Source organism: Solwaraspora sp. WMMA2056, assembly GCF_030345095.1.
In the GTDB taxonomy this organism is placed as follows: Bacteria; Actinomycetota; Actinomycetes; order Mycobacteriales; family Micromonosporaceae; genus Micromonospora_E.
Window position 1 is genome coordinate 6853813 of the sequence record NZ_CP128360.1, and the last position, 18625, is coordinate 6872437.

Genomic DNA, 18625 nt, shown 5'->3' on the forward strand with positions numbered 1-18625 from the left:
GACTACCGCGCGAACAGGAGCATGTGGAATATTTTGATCCGCACCAGAGGGTCTCCTGCAAATAAAGATGAGGAGAAGATACATGACAACACCGGTCAACGGTAGTGGCAACGAAGGGCGAGGATTGCTAAACCTGACCGTGGAGTTGTCGTCCCCACAGGCATTTTCAGGGACACCATTCGCGATATATCTTCATGTCACGAACCCGTTTGATCGGCCGATCTGGATCCAGCAAGTCACAACGCACCTACCCTCGGCGGTCCACGCCGTTGCCGACCAGTTCAAGGGCGAAGCGAAACCGAGTAGCGCCGAAGACCCAGCGGCCTCAGGCTATCTGGCTGAGAGCCTTAACCGGCTGTCCGCCCTCCAGCGACGCCTCGCCGATCTCGTTGCCCAACCTTCCACGCCTGCAAGGCTGGAAGAGGAGCAACGGCTACGAGCTGCGGCTACCGAGCTGCACAGCCAAGTGCAAGGTATACGCGAATGGACGGCGGTGCGGCATGGGTATGACCTCATCAGCGTTAGCGAGGACAGCCAGGTTCATATCGAGGACGCTCGGCTGGGACGTGCGGCGATGTACGTCAGCGGCAATGGCCAGTTGCACATCGAGCGGATAGGAGGGCCACGTGACCGAGATGTCCTGCTGTCCGCCCCCGTTCCCGCCAGTCTTGCTCTACAGGCGGGAAGCGACAGGGTGTGGACCCTTACTTTAACCACACGCAAAACAGCATTTTTCGTTCCCGCCGCCTACCGGTTGAATATCACCGTTCTATACTCCTTCGATCCGCCGCCCCTAGACGGCAAGCAGGAAGGTCAAGCGGTACATTCGAATACTGCAACTACGGAGGTGACTATCCGTTGTGCACTTTGGGCAGTCATAGCCGGATCGACCACTGGGGGAATACTCGGCGCCACTGCCCGATTCCTGCAGCAGGGAGGACCACAGCAGGTCGCGAGCGGCCCGACGTCCGCAGTCGGTCCGATACTTCTCGCTGTTATTCTTAGCATCGCCGCATCGATCTTCGCCGCGCGCCGAACCGAGACGCCTTCCTTTATCTCCGTAGAGGATTTCTGGGGCGGCGCCCTAGTGGGGTTTTTGGTCGGCTACTCTGGCACCGCCGCCTTTGAAAGCCTAACCGGCATGCATGTTGACAGCGCTTGAGTGAGGGTCCACGGTAGCCACCAATTATGGGGCCAGAGGTGTGTGGCGCCTTGGTGGTACCAATCACTTTCAACCGTTTACCTGCCCAGATCAGAGGCGGTGCCAGAGTTGGAAGGTGGGGCCGACCGCCGGCAGGCCAGGTCCGTCAGCGGCAGGGCGTAGCGGCGTCCGGCGGGGCCACCAGGCCGGTCAGGCGCACCGAAGCACCCGACGCCCGCCGTGCCGCGTCCTCCGCCACCGTCCGGATCCGCGCCGAATCATGCGAGCCGAGCAGCTGCCACGAATGCACCAACGACCGCCACGACACCAACGCCCCGAACGCACGCATCGTCGCCAACGCCGCCGACCCGAACCGGGCCGGCACACCCCGTTGACCGGTAGGGCGGCTTCCGCAGAGCCTGCCGCCGGCGGTCATGGGAGGCATCCGGCGGCGGCTGGCGACGCTCCCGCACCACTGGAAGGGATGCTTCCCGTTACGGCAACCACCCCCTGCCTCCCAGGGTGATTGCGTAGTCGGCCGGTAGGCCGCTGACCAGGTATTTCGTGAGCAGTTCGGCCTCTACGGAGTCGCGAGAAGCGGGTGAGGCCGCATCGGTGATCATGGAGTTGCGACGCTTCATGACTCCGAGAAAGACCCCACCCGCCGATGGCATCATCCCTCACTCCCGCACTGGCCGTAGCGGCACCCGCCTCGATCGCGGAGGCAGTGCCAGTCACCGACGGTGAACGCAGCGGTCTACTACACGCGCTGACCGCTGTTCCCGATCCACGCGACCCACGAGGCGTGCGGTACCCGCTGACCCCGCTGCTGGCGGTGGCGGTCTGTGCCGTCATGGCCGGGGCGTCATCGTTCGCCGCGATCACCGACTGGCTGCACGACCTGGACACACAAGCACAGCGGCGGCTCGGTTTCACCGCGGGGGTGCCGGTCGGCAGCACCGTCTGGCGGCTGCTGACCCGCCTCGACGACACGCTGCTCGGCACCGTCCTCGCCGGCTGGCTGAGTGCCCGCACTCCCGCCCAGGTGACCACCCCGAGGCGGTACCGCACGGTGATCGCCATCGACGGCAAGTCGTTGCGTGGCTCCCGCACCGGCGACGGCCGCACGGTGCATCTGCTGTCCGCCCTGGACACCACCACCGGGATCGTGATCGCCCAGGTCACCGTGGACACGAAGAGCAACGAGATCACATCGTTCGCGCCGCTGCTCGACGCCGTCGAACAGGTACTCGGCTCCCTGACCGGGGTGCTGTTCATCGCCGACGCCCTGCACACCCAGACCCGTCACGCCGACGAGGTCACCGCCCGTGGAGCACACCTGCTCGTGCAGGTGAAGGCCAACCAGCCGACCCTGTTCAAGCAACTGAAAGGACTGCCCTGGGCACGGGTCCCGGTGGGTGACCGGACTCGCGACCGTGGTCACGGCCGCCGGGAGACCCGCACCGTGAAGGCCGTCACCGTCGCGACCCCCGGTGGTATCGCCTTCCCGTACGCCCAGCAAGCCGTGTGCATCACCCGGACTCGCATCGTCGCTGGTAGAACCAGCCGGGAGACGGCCTATCTGACCGTGTCGCTGCCCGCCGGCGAAGCCCTGCCCCGCGATCTGCAGAGCTGGATACGTCGACACTGGTACATCGAGAACAAGGTCCATCACGTACGCGACGTGACGTTCCGTGAAGACCTTCACCAGGCCCGGACCGGCACCGGACCCGCCGTTCTCGCCACGTTGCGTAACACCGCGATCGGCTGGCACCGCACCACCGGGGCGACCAACATCGCCCGGGCAACCCGCCAAGCCAACCGCCGATCACACGACCTGATCACCGCCGTGACCAGCAGTTACCCGACAACGCAATAGCCCTGCCCTGCCTCCCCTCTTGACATTTACGTGTTGACGTATTCCCTGGCAGGGTCAGGAATTGCTCGACGCAGATGGTTGAAGGCGGCATTCACCAGGTGGGATACTGTCCAAAGTCGATTACCGCCACAGGCAGTTCGCGGCATCACGCATCAGATCGTGCGCCACACTTCGGGGGTGTCATGCAGAACCATCCGCTCACCGCAGCACGCGAACGCCTGGGCCTGACCCGCCGGCAACTCGCCGACGCCGTCAACAAGATCCTCTACCCCGACCCCGGACAAGCAGCCCACAGCGCCTTCACCGCCAACTACCTGGGCAAACTCGAAAACGGCAAGATCCGCTACCCCGCCGAGGACTACCGCACCGCCCTCCGCATCGTCCTCAACGCCGACACCGACGACGAACTCGGATTCCGGCCAGCACGCGAACTGAGGACCACAGTCGCCCTGGTCCGAAGGGTCTACTCCCGATCGGCGAGACATGAGAGTGACCCAGCCGGCGTACTCCCAGGGAACGACATGCGACCCGGGCAGATGCCAGAACACGGCGAGGCCGGAGAGCCGGACACGAACCGTCGCTCCCTGCTCCAGGGAATCGCGGCGGTCGCTGCCTCGGCCGGCCTGCTCGGCGGCTCCGCCGACGACGGCTCGCGTCGGGTGGGCCACAGCGACATCGACCGGCTTGACGCCGTGATCTCCCTCTACCGATCTATCGACTACGAACGCGGCGGAGGCGCGCTCTACCGCGACGTCGCACACCTGGCCGACTCCGCGTCAGCCATGCTGGACCAGCCCTACCCCTCATCAGTGGGCTCTCGGTTGCTGCGGTCGGTCGCGTCAGTCCGACAACTGGCGGGTTGGACCGCGTTCGACGCCTGCCGACATCTCGATGCACAGAGGCACTTCCTCCTGGCCGAGCGGATGGCGGTCGCCGCGAACGACGTACTGCTCACAGCGCGGGTGCGCTACTGCCAGGCCCGCCAGTTCCAGCACCTGCGCCACAACAAAGATGCGCTGGAGACGCTTCGCCTGGCCCGCGACGAGGTAGGTCGACGGGTCACCCCGGCTGTCAGCGCGATGCTCCACGGAGCCGAGGCCGCCTCCCTGGCCGCTCTCGGCGACGGGCCGTCGGCAACACGCGCCCTCGGGTCGGCCACAGACGAGTTCGACCGCATCAACCCGGACAACGAACCAGACTGGATGCGCTTCTACGACCGCGGCGAACTCCTCGCCCAGTACGGGCGGGTCTACCGCGACCTCGCCCGCAAGGACAACAGCGACCGGTACGGCGAGGCCGCCACCCGTACCGTCGCGCAAGCCATCGAGACCTTCGGTTCCCAGAACGTCCGCAGCAGCGCGCTCAACGGCGTCAGCCTGTGCAGCTCACTGTTCCTAGCGGACGAGCCCGAGCAGGCGGTCACCGTCGGCGCCTGCGTGATCGAACAAGCCCGGCAGCTCAGCTCGCCCCGCATCCTGGACCGCATCCACAACCTGCGACGGGATCTCAAGCGCCACGAGCACATGTCCACCGTCGCCGACTTCTCCCGCACCGTAGCTGCGGTAGGCGTAGGCAGCTGATGACCGGATCGGTCGGACGGTTCACCGAGCAGGCGATGGCAGCGGCATTGCACGAGATCGCCGCCCGACTCGGCGTCGCCGCCGGCGACGCCCAACTGCTACGGCTGACCAACAACGCCGTGTACGCGCTCCCCTCAGCCGGCCTCGTCATCCGCATCACCCGATCCCACGCCCTGCACGACCGGGCGCTGAAGGTCGCCCGCCTGGCAACCTGGTTCGAAGCAGTCAACGCCCCGACCATCCGCCTCGCCCCCAACATCGAGCAACCGGTACGGGCCGACGGCCTCTCCGCCACGGTGTGGCGGCTCGTCGCTCCCACGCCACGACCGCCGACCGTCGAGGAACTCGGTCAGGTACTCCGCGAGTTCCACGCCCTGGGCCTGCCGCCGTTCCCGCTGCCCGAGTGGGACCCGGTCGGCGACGTCCGCACCCGTCTCACCGACGCGGAAGCACTGGACGCGGCCGACCGAGACTTCCTGCTGGACTGGTGCGATCGGCTCGCACCACGCATCGCGGACCTGAACGCCCAGGCCCGCGGCCTGGTCCACGCCGACGCACACGTCGGCAACCTGCTCCGCGAAGCCGACGGCCGCGTAGTCCTCTGCGACTTCGACCCGACCTGCATCGGCCCGTGGCAGGTCGACCTGGCCGCCGTCGCCGTAGGCGAGATCCACTTCGGCCGGGCCAGCGCACACCAAGCCCTCACTTCAACGTACGGCTACGACGTCACCACCGACCCAGCCTGGCCGACCCTCCGCGAAGCCCGCGAACTCAAGATGATCGCCGCCGCCGTACCCCTACTCGCCAGCACCCCCGGCGTCGCCGATGAGTTCGCCGTCCGCCTGGCCTCCGTCCGCAACAAAGACCACACCGTACGCTGGACCCCCTTCGTAGACCTCACCAGTCGAACCGACTAGGTCTCGCCAAGGTCCAAATCGAAGAGACCGACCATAGAAGTCCTGACAGGACAGCCCGGCTGCGGCACCCGGGCCCGGCAAGCCGGTCTGTAACTGCCTCCCTACAGCCTCACAACCGCCCCGTCACGCCTTCCACCCAGCGATACCACCACCAGGATCGCGCTTGCTGGTTACACCAACGCACTCGACTCAACTGCGGTTACCCCTGGTCAGCTGGCAAATTGCGGCCAGCGCACTAGTCACGATAGGATCGGTATCACATGTTCCAAACACGGTCAAGACTATCCAATACTCGAACAAACTTTAGCAGTTACTCAGTCCACAGCGAACATTCCGAGTATTTACAAATAGTCATGATCGACTCGCGCAACGCCTTGAAGCACGCCACACACCCCAGGTACGGTCGACGAATCGAGGCAACATGAAGGAGTGGTGAGGTCTTGCACGCAGTCATCAGAGTAGCCCGAAGCATTATTCTCCTAGCGCACTAACAAGCATCTGCCTATCATTCTCAACAGCAGCTACAGCGAGCCCAGCGGATCACAGAGCGATCACACCATCCTTCATCGAGTCGGTTGATCCGGCCGAACAACCACTCAACTTCGAGAACAACGATGAGATGTCAGTTGCGTGGGATGCAGTGTATGACAAATATCTGACTGCAGGCATGTGGGCCGCAGCAGCCGTCTCCCAGGCGGCGTTTACCGCATATTGCATTTCGGCGGTTCCATCTCCGCTTCAGCCAGCCTGCCACCTGATTGCCAACAGCGGGTTGCTCTCCCAATTCCAGAGCATGGGTCCGCCAAACGGCCGCTGTCTCAAGATTGCACCAAGACTAGGACTGCCTCCCTACCAACTCAGCTACATAAGCTGCTAATCGATCACCATCGAACCAGGAGGCTTCATGATACGAGGGATGCAACGACTAGCGGTTTCGGCCGCCGGAGTAGCGCTAACACTTGCCTTCGGACTGATCAATCCAAGCTCGGCCCAAGCCACACCGGAGCAACCGGCGGTAATTACAAACCCGAGCCTTCAGGCGGCAGCCGAAGCCTTCGCAGAAGCAACAAGTCGACTAACACCAAGCATTGTGCGAGCCGACGATGGAACGCTTGAGCTAGAAACTACCGCGGCCGACTCGGGAATCAACCCGGAGACGTTCGATCAGGTCGTAGCAAGCTTGGACGAACTTAACCAAGCCGTCCTTCGCGGAGAACTTCTGACAAACGAACAGTTGCAAGTTTTTCCAGCAAATCCATCCATCTTTCACAACGGAGTAATCTACTACTGGTGGGGAATGGAGGTTCACTTCACCGCAACCACAACCAGCAAAATAACGAATGCAATGAATGCGGGCGCCGGATTCTCCGCGATAGTAGCAATTGTCCTCCCTGTAGTTGGAACAATCGCGGCCACCGTTGTTGCAGGCCTTTTTGTCATTGGGGCTAGTGCTCTGGGCTTTTGCTCGAATAGCAACGGCGTCATCGTAAGCCATCCGTATGTTGGCCCAGTTTGGTGCAGCGGACACTAGCTGCAGAAAGAACTCAAGAGCAAGCCAAACTGGCTCGCCGAAGCCCACTGGGTTACGGCGAGCCAAGTGGCATTCATTCAACACAACAGCAACTACTAACCCAAGGACAAGAATTGTTGCGAGCCACACGGTACATCTGCACTCTACTGGCAGTGATCTTCACATCACTAAGCATAATATCGTTTTTTGTCAATTTTAGTGAGATAGAGAGCAAAACATCTGCGCTCGGAGTTCTCGGGTTTGCGTTTGGCATGATCGCTGTCGTCATCAAGCTGAAGGCAAACCAGAACAAAGGCGTCATGAACCCCAAAGAAGATTGAGCTATTACACCAGCCACCAGGAGAACCAACCCTTATCAGGTCGTGACATCGCGTCGATTTTAGGTCCAACCGGGCACGGGTTCGACTTCCGCGCATAGACGAGCGAGAACGCGCCTGGATCAGGTCGCGGTCGACAATGTCGCAGCCGAGGTGTCGATTCGTTTTTCCGGAATCACCATCAGCGGATGGGTTCGATGGGCAACTAGTACTCCAGCCGGGGATCGTGATCATGGCTCGGTGAGTGCTTGTCGGGCGTAGTGGCTGGTTCTGGCTCGCGCCTGGTGGCGGCGTCGGCGTATGGACCAGAGCAGCGGGTCGCGGTGGCGGCGGGTGGGTTCGATGATCAGGACGTTGAACAGGTGACGTAGTTCGTTGACGGTCAGTGCGATCAACCCGGCCGGGTCGGGGCGGCTGCGGCGTGTGGTCGCGGCGGCGAGGAAGGCGTGGGCGAGGATCGCCAGGGTCGTCCAGCGGTGCCAGGATGTCCAGCGGCGGTGTTGGTGCTGGTCCAGGCCGAGGCCGGTCTTCGCGGCCTGGAACGATTCTTCGATCTTCCAGCGGCGGCCGGCGACGGCGACGAGGCTGCGGAGCGGGACGGTGTGGGGTGCCCAGCAGCGGTAGAAGGCCAGCTCGCCGGTTCTGCGGTTGCGGCGGATCAGCAGCCAGTGGCGCCCGCTGTGGGTGTCGGCGGCGTGTGGCAGTGCGATGAATGCCCAGTCGTACCAGCGGTGGCCTTTCACGCCCCTGCCCGCAGAGATCCGATGCCAGGCGGTAGTGGGAAGGCCGGCGGCGAGGGCGTCGACGCGGTGGACGCCAACATTGGTGGTCACCTGGTGGGAGCAGGCCACGGCCAGGACGTAGCCCAGTCGCAGCTGACGGAGTTCGGCTGCCAGGCGCGGATCGCCGCCGTAGACCTCGTCGCCGGCCACCCACTGACACGGCAGTCCGGCGGTGACCGCCGCGGTGATCATCCGCGACGCCAGTTGCGGCTTCGTGGCGAACCGGACCTGCTCGGGGACGCCAGCCTCGGCGCGGCGGCCAGGGTCGTCGCACCAGGACGTCGGCAGGTAGAGCGCGGTGTCGAGCATCGCGTGAACGTCGTCGGTGGCGTAGACGAGGTGCACGGCGACCTGACAGTTCTCGATCTTCCCGGCCGTGCCGGAGTACTGCCGCTGCACGCCGACGGTGTGCCGGCCCTTCTTCAGGTCCCCCGTCTCGTCGATGACCAGCACCGCCTCGGTGTCACCGAGGTGGTGGCCCACGAACTCGCGGACATCGGCGCGGACGGCGGCGTCGTCCCAGCGCACCCGGGTCAGCAGATCCTGCATCCCGTCCGGGCTGGTGTCCCCGGCATGCTCCGCGATCGTCCAACAGTTCTTCGACGGTATCGGCGCCAGCAGGCCCCGGACGAAGTCACGCACCCGGCGGCGCGGCTCCGGCCTGCGGAAACGACGCCCGATCATCACCATCAGGTCGTCGAACAACACCTGCCACAGGCGGGCGTCTACCCTGTATCCCGCAGCCACCGCCGCGTCATGGTCAGTCCACACAACCGCCCATGATCGACGGTGGCTGCACCCGTTCCCGCACCGCACCAGACCGCAGCTCAGCCAAGGTCAACATCCCCGGCTGGAGTACTAGTGGCGTTCACCGGGCAGGGCGCAGCGTCAGGGGAGGCGCCAGAGTTGGAAGGTGGGGCCGGCGGCGGGCAGGGTCAGGGTGCCGTCGGCGGCCGGGCGCAGCGGTGGTGCGCCGCCGTACAGGTTGACCAGGGCCGGAGCAGCAGCGGACGGCGGGGCCACCAGACCGGACAGGCGCACCGGAGCACCCGACGCCCGCCGGGCCAACGCCAACACCGACCCGGACGGCGACTCCCGCAGATAGACCAGGGCGTCGTCATCGACGTACACCCACCGCAGCCCGCCGTGCCGCAGCTCCGGCACCTCCCGACGCAACGCCACCAACGCCCGGTACACCCCGAACGTCGCCCCATCCCACGAGCCCGGCCGGTCCCACGGCATCGGCGTCCGCGAACCCTCCCCGTTCTCCCCCCGCAACCCCAACTCATCCCCGGCGAACACCATCGGCGTCCCCGGCAGCGTGAACTGCAACCCGGCCGCCACCTCCTGCCGCGCCGCGTCCCCGACCACCGTGCGGATCCGGGCCGAATCATGCGAGCCGAGCAGCTGCCACGAATGCACCAACGACCGCCACGACACCAACGCCCCGAAGGCGCGCATCGTCGCCAACGCCGCCGACCCGGACCGGGCCGGCACCCCACCCGGTACGCCGAGGAAGTCCGGCAAATCCTGCGTCGGTGACCGCAGCCAGCTCCACACCGGCCGGGTGAACCCGGCGTAGTTCATCGTGCCGTGCCAACCATCGGCGTCCAGGTCACGGGTGAAGTCGTGCCCGTGCTCGGCGACGATCAGCCCGTCCGACCGCGTCTCGACGACCGCCCGGCGCAGCAACGCTGCCACCTCCAGGGTGAGCGCGTCGGCACCGCGCCGGCCGGTCATGTTGGCCACGTCGATCCGCCAACCGTCCAACCCGTACGGCGGCAGCAGCCACCGCCGCGCCACCGACGATGACCCGTCGACGAAGCGTCTCCGCAGCTCAGCACAGAAGAAGTGCCGAGAAGTCTGGGTTCGAAACTAAATACAACTCTTACCCCGATATATACGTAAAGTCCCGTCTGCGGATCATTCGAGCAGCCCGGGATGCCTGCGGGGAGGCATCAGGGCCGTGCCTGACCTCGCAGGTGGCAAGGTCCGACATTCGCAGCCTTCACTGGTCTGCTCTTGAGCTGTAGCATCGATTGTCACCTGTGGACTTGGTCCACCCCTGCGGCGAATGCGCCCTGGCGAGAGGAACCCTTTGAACCCCTCCAACCACACAGGAAACCACGACCGCCGAAGAAGCTACAGCCGAGGCGCTGTCGCTTTTGCAGCGCTACTTGCGCTCCTACTGGCCGCCGCCCCAGCCAACGCGGGTGACGAGAAACAGGAAGACTCCGTTTCGCCAGACGCACAATCAACCGAGAACCTAGACCCAGAAACACTCGATATAATGCTTCGCCAGAACGCGCTGCAGCCGGCGGTATCCGAGCTGTACGAAGCCCATTTAGCGGAGCCGGCCGCTGGGTTTACGTCGATCTCCTTCGAAGGTGACGGGTTAGCCCTTTACTACAGCGGAACACCGACGGCTCGCATGGAGGGCGCGATCGCCTCGGCCCGTCGTCTTGGTCCCGTCGAAATCAAGTCTGCTCCCTACTCGTTGGCCGAAATGGAGGCCGACGCAGCAGCTATCAGCGACGCCAACGCCAGAGCAGGCGGCAATTTGCAGTCAGTAGGGATGCGGTATGACGGTACGGGACTGGACGTTGAGCGCCTTCCAGTTGATGCGGAGCGGCGGATTTTGCGCACGACAAATCAATCTACGTTGACAGATATATCCACAATCCTCAGCGGGCTTTCCCTGTCAGTTCCCGTGACCGTCAGCACCGCTACTGAGGAGGTTAATATCCTCGCCAGCAGAGTGGCGGATACCTCACCCTGGAACGGTGGCGGACGCTGGGAGTCCTAGCGGGGCAGCGACCATCGGATGAGTTGCACCACCGGATTCGGGATCAACGCATACTCCCGCACCTGGATACTAACCTCCGCCCATTGCGCAACAGCCCCGGACGTTGCCTACCAGGGCGTTTTTGCGGGCGGTTCGGGCACGACCTTCAACCTGATGGGTGGCGTAACGGGAGAGTCCTGGGAGTATGACTTGATCCTCATCGACACGCCTGGCTTCTATCGAATGTTCGACGGAGGTCCGACGACGAGCAACTACAAGACCGTCAACGGGTGGGGCTACCATGCAGCCAACGAACTGGTATGCCAGTCGGGTGCCGCCAGTGGTGTTATATGCGATCTGCGCACTGGCAGCAGTACGAATATTGTCGTGAGCTGTTCCAGTCCGGATTCCGACGGCGACTGCGGCTATACAATCAGGGGCCTGATCCGCACTACACAGACGTCTGGAAATACCGCAGCACGTGCCGGCGACAGTGGCGGACCGGTCTTTACTCTTATCGGCAGCACCGGCGTGCGAGCGAAGGGAGTAGTGTCTGCCGGTGGCGGCTCCACCATGTATTTCCAGGACTGGGCCGACGTTATCCGCCTGTACAATGGATACCCGCGAACTCCGTAACGCTTGGCGGGGAACCCTGATGATGTAGCCGTATCTATCATGGCCCGGTACCCCTGAGCGGGGTACCGGGCCATGACCTTAACTGCCGATTCGCTCCTTAGCGCGAATGACGAAAATCCCGGCTGCGAGCACTGTCGCGGCAACGGCTGCGGCCACCACGAGTGCCGCTGCAGGGGAACCAGTCAGAGCAGCCTGAGGCATCACGGTTGATAACGCATTGTCATAGCCAAGCAGCAGCGCTGTCGCTAGCAGCACCACGACGGTTGCCAGCAATACTAGGGCCCTGCCGCGTTGGACCACCGGCAACGTCAGCACTGTGACTACGCTGAGCAGCAAGATCATCGATGCAGTGCCGATTGCGAGGTTTACCTCCAACTGAGTCCCGACCTCCACAAAGGCTCCGGACTGTCTCGCCAGGATAGGCTCCAACGTGGCGCTCAGTGCAGTGCAGACCCCCGCAACGGCCGCTGCTATCCAGGTCCGAGCCGAAAGCCGATCTTGCTCCGTTCCCTGCAGAAACGAACCAGCCAGCAGGACGGCGACCACAGCGGCGAGAAGCAACTGCCACCCGGCTCCAGACGGGTCACCGACACCGATGACCAGCATCGCGAGCTCGGCCACGACTGCCATACCCGCCACTGCCGCAGCGACAGATCGCTTTCCTACGGCCAGAGCTACAACTATCAGCAACCATCCGGCTAGTCGCGCCCAGCCAACGGTGCCGATGACGGTGATTGGAGCCTGTTCAGCAAACCGCCAAGACCAGACGCCCCCTTCAACGGCAGGGCGAGCCTGACGAGCTAGCACCAGAACTGCAGCGAGCGTACCGACGGCTGCCGCTGCAGGGAGCCATGCACCCGCGCCGGTCGCGGTGCGAACGGCCCCCATCCGCCGCATGATCGCAGCCTGTACCACATCGACCACCTCTCCGAGCCGAGGGCGGGACTGCCCGGGTTCGGCACCGTCCATCAAAACGCCAAGGATCTCTGCACCGTACTGCTCACGAAATTCAGGCGGGTACCACTGCAGCAGCCGCTGGTAGCGGCGCTCTAACGCCCGGCTCACGCTAACGATCCAGCGACGCCCGGAGCAGCAGGTCGAGGGCGCGCCTGCAGTCGCGTGGTCGCAGTTCGAGCTTGTCGTTGCATGCGTTCGGACTCTTCAGCAAGCCGTTGGGCGCCAGCACCGCTGAGCCGGTAGTAGCGGCGCAGCCGCGAGTTGACCACTTCCTCAGCAGCTACCTCCACCAACCCTTCCGCGCGTAGCCGGTCAAGGATCGCGTACAACGAGCCCGCCTTCAGGTGCACTAGGTCGCCAGAGATCTGGCGCACCTCTTCGATCAGCGCGTAGCCGTACAGCTGCCGGTCCGCCAGCGCGGTCATCACCAGGAACGCCGGTTCGCCGATTTTCATGCGTTGAGCATATACATCTCAGATGAATATACAAGGATCTCGGAGTCCACGGGTCAGGGGAGGTGCCAGAGTTGGAAGGTGGGGCCGGCGGCGGGCAGGGTCAGGGTGCCGTCGGCGGCCGGGCGTAGCGGTGGTGCGCCGCCGTACAGGTTGACCAGGTCCGGAGCGGCAGCGGACGGCGGGGCCACCAGACCGGACAACCGCACCGGAGCACCCGACGCCCGCCGGGCCAACGCCAACACCGACCCGGACGGCGACTCCCGCAGATAGACCAGGGCGTCGTCATCGACGTACACCCACCGCAGCCCGCCGTGCCGCAGCTCCGGCACCTCCCGACGCAACGCCACCAACGCCCGGTACACCCCGAACGTCGCCCCATCCCACGAGCCCGGCCGGTCCCACGGCATCGGCGTCCGCGAACCCTCCCCGTTCTCCCCCCGCAACCCCAACTCATCCCCGGCGAACACCATCGGCGTCCCCGGCAGCGTGAACTGCAACCCGGCCGCCACCTCCTGCCGCGCCGCGTCCCCGACCACCGTGCGGATCCGGGCCGAATCATGCGAGCCGAGCAGCTGCCACGAATGCACCAACGACCGCCACGACACCAACGCCCCGAAGGCGCGCATCGTCGCCAACGCCGCCGACCCGGACCGGGCCGGCACCCCACCCGGTACGCCGAGGAAGTCCGGCAAATCCTGCGTCGGTGACCGCAGCCAGCTCCACACCGGCCGGGTGAACCCGGCGTAGTTCATCGTGCCGTGCCAACCATCGGCGTCCAGGTCACGGGTGAAGTCGTGCCCGTGCTCGGCGACGATCAGCCCGTCCGACCGCGTCTCGACGACCGCCCGGCGCAGCAACGCTGCCACCTCCAGGGTGAGCGCGTCGGCACCGCGCCGGCCGGTCATGTTGGCCACGTCGATCCGCCAACCGTCCAACCCGTACGGCGGCAGCAGCCACCGCCGCGCCACCGACGATGACCCGTCGACGAAGCGTCTCCGCAGCTCGGCGCTGCCCCAGTTGAGTTTCGGCAGCGACTTCACGCCCAGCCACGACTCATAATCACCGTTGTCGCCGAAGTAGTACAGCTCCCGCTCCGCCGAGGTTACGTCCGACACGGCGGCGGTGAACCACGGGTGGGCGTCGCCGGTGTGGTTGCTGGTGATGTCGCCGAGCAGCCGCCAGCCGCGAGCGTGCACCGCCGCCGACAGCCGTGCCAGTGCCTCGTCCCCGCCGAGCAGCGGGTCGACGTGGTCGAACGCGGCGGCGTCGTACCGGTGGTTGGACCGGGCCGGGAAGATCGGCGTCAGGTAGACGGTGTTGACGCCGAGCCGCTCCAGGTGGTCGAGCCGCTCCCGGATGCCGTCCAGGTCACCGCCGTAGAACTGGGCCGGCGTTTCCGGCCCGCGCCCGACGACCGGGGTGTCCCAGTCGCATCGGATCGCCCACTCCGGCAGCTCCCGCCCGTCAGCGGCAGCCGACCGGGCGAACCGGTCCGGGAAGATCTGGTAGATCACCGCGTCGGCGGCCCAGGCCGGCGGCGCATCGTGGGTGACGAGCCGGAAGTCGGTGGCGTCCGGCACGTCGTGGTCGACCTCGCCGACCCCGGTCAACCAGCGCCGCCCACCCCCGGCCAGCAGGAAACGGTACGGCGTGACCGGGTTACGGGCCTCCACCTCGCCCCGCCACCACACGTCCCCATTCGAGTCTTGCCGGTCGACCACCGCCTCGGTGAAGCGCGGCTCACCGTCGGCTGTGGAGCGTACCCACAGATTGTCGACCGGCCGCGCACCCGCCGGCACCCGGACGAAGACCGACACCCGATCACCCAGGTTTACCCCGGCGGCGGCACCCGGCGCATACAACGACGATCCGTCGTGATGCGCCTCGAACAGCTGACCCACAAGCTAACCCTTCACAGACCCGGAGGTGAGACCGGAAACGATGTAGCGGCTGAGCAGCTGAAACACCAGCACCGTCGGGATCGCCGTCAGCAGGGTGCCGGCGGCGAAGATCCCGAAGTTGTTGTTCCGCTCCCCCGCCACCAGGCCGTACATGCCGACCGCCAGCGTCTTCGCCTCCGGGTTGGTGAGGAAGACGTTGGCGATCAGGAACTCGTTGATGGTGTTGATGAACGCCAGCAGCCCGGTGACCGCCAGGATCGGCGCCACCAGCGGCAGCATGATCCGGAAGAACACCTGGGCGTGCGACGCCCCGTCCATGGTGGCCGACTCGTCCAACTCCCTCGGCAGCGTGTCGAAGAAGCCTTTCATCAGCCAGGTGTTCACCCCGAGCGCGCCGCCGAGGTAGAGCAGCATCAGCCCCCACGGGGTGTTGAACCCGATCGTCGGCCACAGGTCGGTGATCGTCGAGAAGATCAGGAAGATCGCGACGATCGCCAGGAACTGCGGAAACATCTGGATCAGCAGCAGCGACAGCAGACCGACGCGGCGGCCCCGGAACCGCATCCGGGAGAAGGCGTACGCCGCCAGCGACGACAGGAACACCGACGCGAACGACGCCAGCCCGGCGATCAGCAGCGAGTTGCCGAACCAGCGGCCGAACGACGTGTCGGCGAACAGCCGGCGGAAGTTGTTGCCTGACGCCCCGGTCGGGAACAGGTCGGTCGACGACAGGGTGCCCAGCGGGTTCACCGCCGCCGACAGCACGAACACGATCGGGAACAGCGAGAACGCCACGGCCAGCAGCGCCACCAGGTGCCGCCAGCCGACCCGACCCAGCCAACGGGTCAGCGAGCGCTGCTTCATCCGTACACCTCTTCCTGTTGCCGGGTGCGCCGGAAGCTGACCGCGGAGATCACCGCGACGAGCGTGAAAATGAAGATCGAGATGGCGGCGGCGAAGCCGTACTGCGCGCCGGCCGCGCCGAACGCCAACCGGTACGTGTAGGTGATCAGCAGGTCCGTCGCGCCGACGCTCGGGTTGTCCGCCGGGAACGGCCCACCCTCGGTCGTCAGATAGATCGCGTTGAAGTTGTTGAAGTTGAACGCGAACGAGGCGATCAGCAGCGGCGTCAACGCCACCAGCAGCAGCGGCAACGTCACCCGGCGGAACGCCTGCCACGGGTTCGCGCCGTCGATCGAGCTGGCCTCGGTCAGCTCCTTCGGGATGGCCTGCAACGCGCCGGTGGCGACCAGGAACATGTACGGATACCCGAGCCACAGCTGTACGCCGATCACCGCCAGCCGGGCCGACCAGTCCTGCCCGAACCAGTCCACAGTCAACCCGAAGAACTGGTTGATCAGCCCGAAGTCGGTGTTGAACATGTCCCGCCAGACCAGCAGCATCGCGAACGACGGCATCGCGTACGGCAGGATCAGCAGCACCCGGTAGAGGTTGCGCCCCCGCACCCGGTCGGAGTGCAGCGCCAGGGCGCAGAGCAGCCCTAGGACGAACGTGCCGCCGGTGGAGCCGATCGCGAAGGCGAAGTTCCAGACCAGGGTGCCGAGGAACGGCCCGGAGATGCTGCGGTCGGTCAGGACGCGGGTGAAGTTGTCCAGGCCGACGCCGACCCGCCAACCTTGCAGCAGCCGGTCGCCGTCGGCGGAGACGAACGAGCCGGCGTCGTCGTCGGCCGTCCACACCGTGCCCGTCACGGTGTCGGTCACACAATCACAATCATCGTCGTACGCCCGGACCGCGACCCCTTCGTACGCCCTCGACAGCCCGATGGAGCGGATCGCCCCGTCGTCGGTCGGCACCGCCAGGTCGGTGATCTCCTGACTGCGGGCGCTGGCCTGACCGGCGTTGAGCAGCGTGAACCCGTCGGCCGCCGTCACCTTGCCGGCGTCGGTGACGGTGACGTCGCCGGCCGGCAGCTCGGTCAACCCGGACTCGTCACCGGCGTAGACGACCCCGTCGGCCGGGTCGACGACCAGCAGCACCAGGTCACCGGTGGCGGCGTCGCCGACCGTGGCGACAGTCATCGCGTACTCGATGGATCCTGGCACCTGGACCACCGACGTGGCCTGGATGGCCGCGATCGCCTCAGTCTTGCTGCCCCGGTGTCCGTCGCCGAAGTTGGTGAACGCGGTGGAGGCGGTGTAGAGCACCGGGAAAATCTGGAAGGCGATCAGGAACAGGGTGCCGGGGATCAGGTACTTCGCCGGCACGTGTCGCCGACCCAGGTAGAGGTAGCCGATGCCGGCGGTCGTGACGACCAGGATGCCCAGCCCGACCCACGCCTCGGCGGCGATCAGCGGGAACGCCGCCCAGATCGCGATCGCCGCGACCAGGCCGAGCAGCAGCGCCTTGGCCAGCAGACCGCCGGCTCCGGTGGTTCGCATTACTTGATCTGTTCGGCGATCGTCTGACCGGCGGCGGTCATCGTGCTCGCCACGTCGGCACCGCCGACGATCGCGGCCTCGGCCTTGCCGAACGGGTCCCAGATGGCGGCCATCTCGGGGATCGCCGGCAGCACCGCGCCGCCCTGCCCGGCCTGCTGGAACTTCGCCAGGTCCGGGTCGGCCCCGGCGACCTGGTCGAGGGCGGCGGTCAGCGCCGGCGGGCGCGGCTCGGCCTCGTAGAGGGCGACGGCCAGGTCGGTCTGGGTGGTGTAGTTGGCGACGAACTCCTGCGCCAGCGCCTTGTTGGTGCCCTTCGCGGCGACGTAGAAGGTCTGCACGCCGACGAACGGCTGCGCTTCGGCCCCACCGGCGAAGCCGGGGACCGGGCTGATGTCGTACGCGATGTCAGCGCCCTTGGCGTCGGTGATCGCCCACGGCCCGGAGACCAGGAAGGCGCATTTGCCGCTGGTGAAGGTGGCGATCGAGTTCTCCGGGGTGATGGAGCGCTTCAGCGCGCCTTTGCCCTTCTCGCCCAGCGTGGCGATCTTCTCGAACGCGGCGATCGACTCCGGGGTGCCGACGCCGAGCTGCGTCGGGTCGTAGTCGCCTTCGGCGGTGGTGCCGAACAGGCTGCCGCCGGCCGAGGTGTAGAGCGGGTACAGGTGGTAGGCGTCGCCGTTCTGGCCGACCTGCAGGCAGAGGATCTCCGAGACCTTGCCGTCGGCCTTGAGCCGCTCGCCGGTGGCGACCAGGTCTTCGATGGTGGCGGGGGCGTCGGGGGCGAGCGCGGTGTTGCGGATCAGGGCGACGTTCTCCATCGCGTACGGGACGCCGTAGACCTGGCCGTTGAAGGTGACCGCCTGGATGGCGACCTCGGCGAAGCCGGCGGTCTGGTCGCCGGTGAGCTGGACCGGCTCGATGGCGCCGTTCTGCACCAGGTTGCCGATCCAGTCGTGCGCGCCGACCATCACGTCCGGGCCGCTGCCCTGCTGCGAGGCGGTGACGAAGGTAGTCTGCTGGTCCTTGCTGATGGCCTGGACCTCGACGGTGACGCCGTTGTCGGCGCCGAACTTCTCGGCGAACGGGGCGAGGGCGGCGCTGCGCTTGTCGTCGGCCCAGATGACCAGGGTGCCGCCGGCGGCGGCGTCGGGGCTGTCGGTGGTGGCGGGTTCGCCGTCGCTGCTGCCGCAGCCGGCGGCGGCCAGCGCGAGCACGGCGGCCAGCCCGGCGGCCACCGACGTGGTACGGACGCGCATCGGGACTCCTGTCCTGGAAGTTATTGCAGTACGGTGCCGCGATCACGGCACTGGTTTCGTCGTGTGTTGCCGGGACGTTAGCAAGA

At 65.8% G+C, this 18625-nt stretch carries 17 protein-coding genes; 8 read left to right on the plus strand and 9 right to left on the minus strand.

Going from position 1 to position 18625, the window contains the following annotated elements; translation table 11 throughout:
* Positions 1 to 82: 82 nt before the first annotated feature.
* Positions 83 to 1162: a hypothetical protein gene (locus tag O7608_RS31145; RefSeq protein ID WP_289207937.1), complete on the plus strand. Its 1080-nt coding sequence runs from the start codon at positions 83 to 85 to the stop codon at positions 1160 to 1162.
* Between the two features lie 145 nt (positions 1163 to 1307).
* Here O7608_RS31145 and O7608_RS31150 read toward each other — a convergent pair whose 3' ends face one another.
* Positions 1308 to 1526, minus strand: coding sequence for a hypothetical protein (locus tag O7608_RS31150; protein WP_289207938.1), 219 nt, complete (start codon positions 1524 to 1526; stop codon positions 1308 to 1310).
* Positions 1527 to 1946: 420 nt separating this feature from the next.
* Between O7608_RS31150 and O7608_RS31155 the strand changes: the two genes are divergently transcribed.
* The 5 genes from O7608_RS31155 (at position 1947) to O7608_RS31175 (ending at position 7368) form a co-directional block, all read left to right on the plus strand.
* Entirely contained in the window at positions 1947 to 3020 is a 1074-nt protein-coding gene (locus O7608_RS31155; RefSeq protein ID WP_502959155.1) for an ISAs1 family transposase, read from the plus strand.
* A 224-nt stretch (positions 3021 to 3244) separates the two neighbouring features.
* Positions 3245 to 4600, plus strand: a complete 1356-nt coding sequence (locus O7608_RS31160; RefSeq protein WP_502959234.1) for an NsdA family TPR-like regulatory protein — start codon at positions 3245 to 3247, stop codon at positions 4598 to 4600.
* On the plus strand, positions 4600 to 5517 hold the full coding sequence (locus O7608_RS31165; RefSeq protein ID WP_289207941.1) for a phosphotransferase: 918 nt from the start codon (positions 4600 to 4602) through the stop codon (positions 5515 to 5517). The genes O7608_RS31160 and O7608_RS31165 overlap by 1 nt, the downstream gene beginning before the upstream one ends.
* A 916-nt stretch (positions 5518 to 6433) precedes the next feature.
* Positions 6434 to 7048: a hypothetical protein gene (locus tag O7608_RS31170; protein WP_289207942.1), complete on the plus strand. Its 615-nt coding sequence runs from the start codon at positions 6434 to 6436 to the stop codon at positions 7046 to 7048.
* Positions 7033 to 7368 carry a hypothetical protein gene (locus tag O7608_RS31175; protein ID WP_289207943.1) on the plus strand — a complete coding sequence of 112 codons (336 nt, stop codon included), beginning with the start codon at positions 7033 to 7035 and terminating at the stop codon, positions 7366 to 7368. The genes O7608_RS31170 and O7608_RS31175 overlap by 16 nt, the downstream gene beginning before the upstream one ends.
* A 227-nt stretch (positions 7369 to 7595) precedes the next feature.
* On the opposite strand, the gene O7608_RS31180 is transcribed toward O7608_RS31175, so the two are convergent.
* On the minus strand, positions 7596 to 8837 hold the full coding sequence (locus O7608_RS31180) for an IS701 family transposase (RefSeq protein WP_289211112.1): 1242 nt from the start codon (positions 8835 to 8837) through the stop codon (positions 7596 to 7598).
* Positions 8838 to 9035: 198 nt separating this feature from the next.
* Complete coding sequence (locus tag O7608_RS31185) at positions 9036 to 9950, minus strand: alpha-amylase family glycosyl hydrolase (protein ID WP_289207944.1); 915 nt, start codon at positions 9948 to 9950, stop codon at positions 9036 to 9038.
* Positions 9951 to 10437: 487 nt separating this feature from the next.
* On the opposite strand from O7608_RS31185, the gene O7608_RS31190 reads away from it, so the two are divergent.
* Positions 10438 to 10953 (plus strand): hypothetical protein, encoded by a 516-nt coding sequence (locus O7608_RS31190; protein WP_289207945.1) that lies wholly within the window; start codon positions 10438 to 10440, stop codon positions 10951 to 10953.
* An 18-nt stretch (positions 10954 to 10971) separates the two neighbouring features.
* On the plus strand, positions 10972 to 11568 hold the full coding sequence (locus tag O7608_RS31195; RefSeq protein ID WP_289207946.1) for a chymotrypsin family serine protease: 597 nt from the start codon (positions 10972 to 10974) through the stop codon (positions 11566 to 11568).
* 78 nt (positions 11569 to 11646) lie between these two features.
* On the opposite strand, the gene O7608_RS31200 is transcribed toward O7608_RS31195, so the two are convergent.
* From O7608_RS31200 to O7608_RS31225, 6 genes are read right to left on the minus strand one after another with little or no spacing between them, the layout of a single operon-like run.
* The gene (locus O7608_RS31200) at positions 11647 to 12633 is read right to left on the minus strand and encodes a hypothetical protein (RefSeq protein ID WP_289207947.1); all 987 of its coding nucleotides are present in this window, start codon (positions 12631 to 12633) and stop codon (positions 11647 to 11649) included.
* Complete coding sequence (locus O7608_RS31205) at positions 12630 to 12980, minus strand: PadR family transcriptional regulator (RefSeq protein ID WP_289207948.1); 351 nt, start codon at positions 12978 to 12980, stop codon at positions 12630 to 12632. The genes O7608_RS31200 and O7608_RS31205 overlap by 4 nt, the downstream gene beginning before the upstream one ends.
* 53 nt (positions 12981 to 13033) lie before the next feature.
* Complete coding sequence (locus O7608_RS31210; RefSeq protein ID WP_502959156.1) at positions 13034 to 14881, minus strand: glycoside hydrolase family 13 protein; 1848 nt, start codon at positions 14879 to 14881, stop codon at positions 13034 to 13036.
* Between the two features lie 3 nt (positions 14882 to 14884).
* Positions 14885 to 15745, minus strand: a complete 861-nt coding sequence (locus O7608_RS31215; RefSeq protein ID WP_282225489.1) for a sugar ABC transporter permease — start codon at positions 15743 to 15745, stop codon at positions 14885 to 14887.
* Complete coding sequence (locus tag O7608_RS31220; RefSeq protein WP_289207949.1) at positions 15742 to 17283, minus strand: ABC transporter permease subunit; 1542 nt, start codon at positions 17281 to 17283, stop codon at positions 15742 to 15744. Before O7608_RS31220 ends, O7608_RS31215 begins: the two co-directional genes overlap by 4 nt.
* Positions 17283 to 18539: a sugar ABC transporter substrate-binding protein gene (locus O7608_RS31225; protein WP_289207950.1), complete on the minus strand. Its 1257-nt coding sequence runs from the start codon at positions 18537 to 18539 to the stop codon at positions 17283 to 17285. Before O7608_RS31225 ends, O7608_RS31220 begins: the two co-directional genes overlap by 1 nt.
* Between the last annotated feature and the right edge of the window lie 86 nt (positions 18540 to 18625).

What these genes read in the sequence shown, in the direction of transcription:
- O7608_RS31145 (WP_289207937.1), top strand. Translation starts at nt 83, where the DNA reads ATGACAACACCGGTCAACGGTAGTGGCAACGAAGGGCGAGGATTGCTA.
- O7608_RS31215 (WP_282225489.1), bottom strand. Translation starts at nt 15,745, where the DNA reads ATGAAGCAGCGCTCGCTGACCCGTTGGCTGGGTCGGGTCGGCTGGCGG.
- O7608_RS31165 (WP_289207941.1), top strand. Translation starts at nt 4,600, where the DNA reads ATGACCGGATCGGTCGGACGGTTCACCGAGCAGGCGATGGCAGCGGCA.
- O7608_RS31195 (WP_289207946.1), top strand. Translation starts at nt 10,972, where the DNA reads ATGAGTTGCACCACCGGATTCGGGATCAACGCATACTCCCGCACCTGG.
- O7608_RS31220 (WP_289207949.1), bottom strand. Translation starts at nt 17,283, where the DNA reads ATGCGAACCACCGGAGCCGGCGGTCTGCTGGCCAAGGCGCTGCTGCTC.
- O7608_RS31205 (WP_289207948.1), bottom strand. Translation starts at nt 12,980, where the DNA reads ATGAAAATCGGCGAACCGGCGTTCCTGGTGATGACCGCGCTGGCGGAC.
- O7608_RS31180 (WP_289211112.1), bottom strand. Translation starts at nt 8,837, where the DNA reads ATGGTGATGATCGGGCGTCGTTTCCGCAGGCCGGAGCCGCGCCGCCGG.
- O7608_RS31170 (WP_289207942.1), top strand. Translation starts at nt 6,434, where the DNA reads ATGCAACGACTAGCGGTTTCGGCCGCCGGAGTAGCGCTAACACTTGCC.
- O7608_RS31190 (WP_289207945.1), top strand. Translation starts at nt 10,438, where the DNA reads ATGCTTCGCCAGAACGCGCTGCAGCCGGCGGTATCCGAGCTGTACGAA.
- O7608_RS31225 (WP_289207950.1), bottom strand. Translation starts at nt 18,539, where the DNA reads ATGCGCGTCCGTACCACGTCGGTGGCCGCCGGGCTGGCCGCCGTGCTC.